At 75.9% G+C, this 4,278-nt stretch carries 4 protein-coding genes and 1 pseudogene; 3 read left to right on the forward strand and 2 right to left on the reverse strand.

The genetic code is table 11. The annotated features are described in order from the left end of the window. Positions 1 to 174: 174 nt before the first annotated feature. Positions 175 to 885 (reverse strand): response regulator, encoded by a 711-nt coding sequence (locus K7787_RS31205; protein ID WP_247721468.1) that lies wholly within the window; start codon positions 883 to 885, stop codon positions 175 to 177. 401 nt (positions 886 to 1,286) lie between these two features. Beyond that, positions 1,287 to 2,186 (reverse strand): annotated as a pseudogene (locus K7787_RS31210) (HAMP domain-containing sensor histidine kinase); the annotation flags it as partial. Between the two features lie 282 nt (positions 2,187 to 2,468). Here K7787_RS31210 and K7787_RS31215 point away from each other — a divergent pair. The 3 genes from K7787_RS31215 to K7787_RS31225 all read left to right on the forward strand — a co-directional run bounded on the left by K7787_RS31215 (position 2,469) and on the right by K7787_RS31225 (position 4,229). Next, on the forward strand, positions 2,469 to 2,795 hold the full coding sequence (locus tag K7787_RS31215) for a TraR/DksA C4-type zinc finger protein (protein ID WP_009189688.1): 327 nt from the start codon (positions 2,469 to 2,471) through the stop codon (positions 2,793 to 2,795). A 259-nt stretch (positions 2,796 to 3,054) separates the two neighbouring features. After that, complete coding sequence (locus K7787_RS31220) at positions 3,055 to 3,390, forward strand: TraR/DksA family transcriptional regulator (protein ID WP_027758435.1); 336 nt, start codon at positions 3,055 to 3,057, stop codon at positions 3,388 to 3,390. Further along, positions 3,387 to 4,229 (forward strand): rod shape-determining protein, encoded by an 843-nt coding sequence (locus K7787_RS31225; RefSeq protein ID WP_164388470.1) that lies wholly within the window; start codon positions 3,387 to 3,389, stop codon positions 4,227 to 4,229. The genes K7787_RS31220 and K7787_RS31225 overlap by 4 nt, the downstream gene beginning before the upstream one ends. Positions 4,230 to 4,278 lie beyond the last annotated feature (49 nt).

Consider the following 4,278-nt stretch of genomic DNA (forward strand, 5'->3'; position numbering starts at 1 on the left):
GGTGGGCGTGCGGGCGGGGGCGGTGCGTGACGCGGGGCGCATGCGCCTCCCCCTCTCACCTGGGTCTCTCCCATGGGTCGCGCGCTTGTGCGGGTCGTGGCGGGCGTACGGACCCGGGGTCCCGGCCGGGGAGTGGCGGCCGGGACCCCGGGTGGTCCGGGGTGCGCGGGCGGGTCAGGGTTCGACGAGGCCGGCGCGGATGGCGTAACGGGTGAGTTCGAGGCGGTCGCGCAGGCCGAGCTTGTGCAGCAGATTGGCGCGGTGCCGCTGGACGGTCTTGACGCTGATGAAGAGGATCTCGGCGATCTCCTTGGAGGAGTGGCCCTCCGCCACCAGCTTCAGGACCTCCTCCTCGCGCGGGGTGAGGACCTGGTCGGGGGTCTCGTCGCCGTGCCGGACGCGGTCGAGGTAGTTGCGGATCAGCGCGGTGACGGCGCCGGGGTAGAGGAACGGCTCGTCGCGCATCGCGGCCCGGCAGGCGGCGACCAGGTCCCGGTCGGCGACGGACTTGAGCACGTAGCCGCAGGCCCCGGCCTTGAGCGCCTGGAAGAAGTACTGCTCGTTGTCGTGCATCGTCAGCATCAGGATGCGCAGGTCCGGCTTGAGGGAGGCCAGTTCGCGGGTGGCCTGGAGCCCGGTCAGGCGGGGCATCGCGATGTCCAGGACGGCGAGGTCGATCTCGTGGGCGCGGGCCATCTCGATCGCCTCGGCGCCGTCGCCGGCCTCGGCGACCACCTCCAGGTCCGGCTCCTGGTCGAGGATGAGCCGCACTCCGCGCCGGACGAGGGCGTGGTCGTCGGCGAGCAGGATGCGGATCGGGCGCGGGGCGGGGGCGGGGGCCGGGCCGGAGGCGGGCGGCGGGGTGGGGTCGGACGTGGACGGCATGGTCAGGGCTGCTTCCTGGGCTTGCTGGGGAGGGGCGCGGTGAGGCGGACGCGGGTGCCGGGTCCGGCGGCGGGTCCGGTCCCGCTTCCGGTGCCGGTGCCGGTGCCGGTCGCGGTGCCGGTGCGGACGGGGGCGGTCGCGTCGGCGGGGGCGGGCCGGGCGGGGCCGGAGGAGGCCGGCGCGCCGACGGCGGGGGCCGCACCGGAGGACATGTCGGCGAGGGTCGCACCGCGCGCCACCCCCGCGGCGGACGCGCGGGACGCACCAGCGGTGGACCAGCCGGACACCCCCGTGGAGGACCCGCGGGACACTCCCGTGGAGGACCCGCCCGGCGCACCGGACGTACCCGGCGTGCCGTTCCCGCCGAATCCGCCGGGCCCGGCGGACCCGCCGGGCCCCTCGGCCGCGTCCGTGATGTCCAGTGCGGCCCCGATGAGCAGGGCCCGTTCGCGCATCCCGCGGATGCCGGCGCCCTCGCAGGCGGTCTTGATCCCGCGGCCGTCGTCGGTGATCGCCAGCACCACGGCGCCGTCGGCGCGGGTGAGGGCGACCTCGACGCGTTCGGCGTCGGCGTGCCGGGCCGCGTTGGTCAGGCTCTCCTGGGCGACGCGGTAGAGGACCAGCTCCGTCTCCGGGTCCAGGGCGGGCAGCTCGGCGTCGAAACGGCGCACCACCCGCAGCCCGGTGTGGGTGGCGAAGTCCGAGGTGAGGGAGGTCAGCGCGGCGACGAGGCCGAGGTCGTCCAGGACGCCCGGCCGCAGCCGCCGCACCAGGCGCCGTACCTCGTCCAGGCTCTCCCGGGTGATCTCCTGCGCCTGGTGCAGCTCGTCGCGCAGCGGCGGGTCGGCCGCGTCGGCGGCCCGTTTGAGGGCGAGCAGGATCGCGGTCATGCTCTGCCCCACCTCGTCGTGCAGTTCCTGCGCGATACGGCGCCGCTCGGCCTCCTGGGCGAGCAGCACGCGGGCGCTGCTGGTGGCGCGCTCCTGCTCCAGGCGGTCGAGCATCGCGTTGAACGTGCGGATCAGGTCGGCGACCTCGCCGCCGCCGTGCGCGGGCAGCCGCTGGCCGGGGCGCAGCAGATCGACGGTGGTCATCAGCCGGGTCAGCCGGTCCAGCGGGGACAGGCCCCAGCGCAGCAGGGCGGCGTTGGCGACGAGCATGACGACCAGGCCGCCGACCAGGATCACCGCCTCGGTCAGCACCACCGGCACGGAGACGGTCACCGGAGCCCACAGCAGCAGCGCGGTGGCCGAGCCGAGCACCACGGCGTTGAGTCCGAAGATCCGCCAGAACAGGGACACCGCGGTTGCGCCTCCTCATACGTGCCGGGCTGTCATGCCTCCACTGTCGGGCATCGCGCACCCGGACGAGTCGCGGCCCCTGTCCGCCTCCGAGCCTGCCCGCCGCCGCGCGCCCGGTCGATGGGCTCCGGCCCCCATTTCGCGGGCCACGGGCTACCCATGACCGTAGGGAGTGCAGCGTGCGACCCCGCGCAAATGGGGCCTGGACCCGATGGGTTTCCGCGGCCGCGGCGGCGAGGCTGGAGGCATCGCAGAAGGTGCGCACCTACGGAAGGGACCGCCATGTCGCTCGACGCCGCCCGGACCGACTCCCGCCCCGAGCGTCTGACCGCTCACGAGGCCCGCCGGCGCCTCGAACACGCGCGCGGCACCCGGCTGGTCCAGCTGCGGGCGCTGACCGAGACCGGGCAGAGCGCGGACGACCATCTGATGGCGGCGCAGAAGGACGCGATCGAGCGGGTGCTCAAGGAGATCGACGCGGCGTTCGCCCGGATCGAGGACGGCACGTACGGGATCTGCCTGGGCTGCGCCAAGCCGGTCCCGGCCGAGCGGCTGGAGATCCTGCCGTACACGGGCCACTGCGTGGCCTGCATGCGCCGTACGCCCTGAGGGCCGCCCGCGACCGTTCTGCGTCCTGCCCACGTCTTGCGCCTCCTGTCTCCGCCTGCCCTGCCCGAGGGGTGAAACGGTGAACCACCAGACCATCGGCGACCGCGCCACGGACCGTACGACGGACCGTACGACGGACCACGCTACGGACCCGGCGACGGACCGAGCCGCGGACCCGGCGACGGGCCGCGCCGCGCGCCGTACGACGGACCGTGCGACGCACCACGTCCCGCACCACGCCCCGCACCGCGGCACGCATCTGACGCCCGAGGACCTCGCCGCGCTGCGCGAGAACCTGCACGAGCAGCGCCTGTTCCGCCAGGAGCAGCTGCAGCAGATCGCCGCCGCCGCGGCCTCCCGCGCCGACGCCCTGCTCCAGCGGCAGGCCGCCGCGCAGGTGGAGGTCCGGGTCAAGCTGGCCGCCTCCGCGCGGATGGTCCTCGCCGACGTGGAGGCGGCCCTCGCCCGCCTGGACGACGGCAGCTACGGCGCCTGCCACCTGTGCCGGCGGCCCATCGCGCGCGAACGGCTGGAGATAGTGCCCCAGGCCCGCTACTGCGCCCGCTGCCAGCAGGTGAGGGAGGCCGGCCGGTGACCGTCGCCCCCGGCCCGCGCGCCACCTGGCGCGAGGCGGCCGTCTCCGCCGTACGGCACCGGCCCTGGCCGCTGTGCCGGCACTGCTGCGGGGTCGCCCTCGACATGGGCAGCGCCCGCACCCGCGCGTGGATCGCCGGGCGCGGTCTGATCCTGGACGTGCCGACGGTGACGTTCCCCGGGACGGGCGCGGTGTACCCGATCCAGCGCGGCGCGATCATCGACACGGCGGGCACCGCGCGGATGCTGGAGCGGCTGCTCGGCCACCGGCTGCCCCGCTTCACGCGTCCGCTGGTGGTGGTGACCGCCCCGGTGCTGGACGGGGTCGCCTACCGCGCCCGGGCCCGTACGGCGGTGGAGGTGCTGCGCCCGCGCAGTGTGCTCACCGTCCCCGGTGCGCGTGCCGTCGCCCTGGGCGCGGGGGCGGACCTGAGCCGCCCGCTGCTCGTGGTGGACATCGGCGCGCACCTGACCGAGGTAGTGCTGCTGGCGGACGGCGCGGTGGTCGACGCGCGCCGCACCGCGCTCGGCACCAGCGACCTGGACACCGCGTCGGCGGCCGACATCAGCGAGGCGGTGGCCGCGATGGTGACGGCGATGCTGCGTCAGGACCGTACGTCGCTGACCCTGGACGCCCTGCAGCGCGGGGCGCTGCTGGCGGGCGGCGGCGCGCTGCGCCCGGAGATCACCTACCGCCTCACCGGCCGGCTGCACGCCCCGCTCAGGGCGGTACCGGCCCCGCACACCGCGGCCGTACGAGGCGCCGCGACCCTCCTCCACTCGGCCCACACCCACCCGTCGACGGCGCCCCGCACCCCCCGCGACCACCCCCCGAACTGACCCACGCACCCCCGTCCCCCCGGCGGGGAGGAAGCCGCCCGCACCCCCG

The sequence above is a fragment of the Streptomyces sennicomposti genome (genome assembly GCF_019890635.1).
Lineage (GTDB): Bacteria > Actinomycetota > Actinomycetes > Streptomycetales > Streptomycetaceae > Streptomyces > Streptomyces sennicomposti.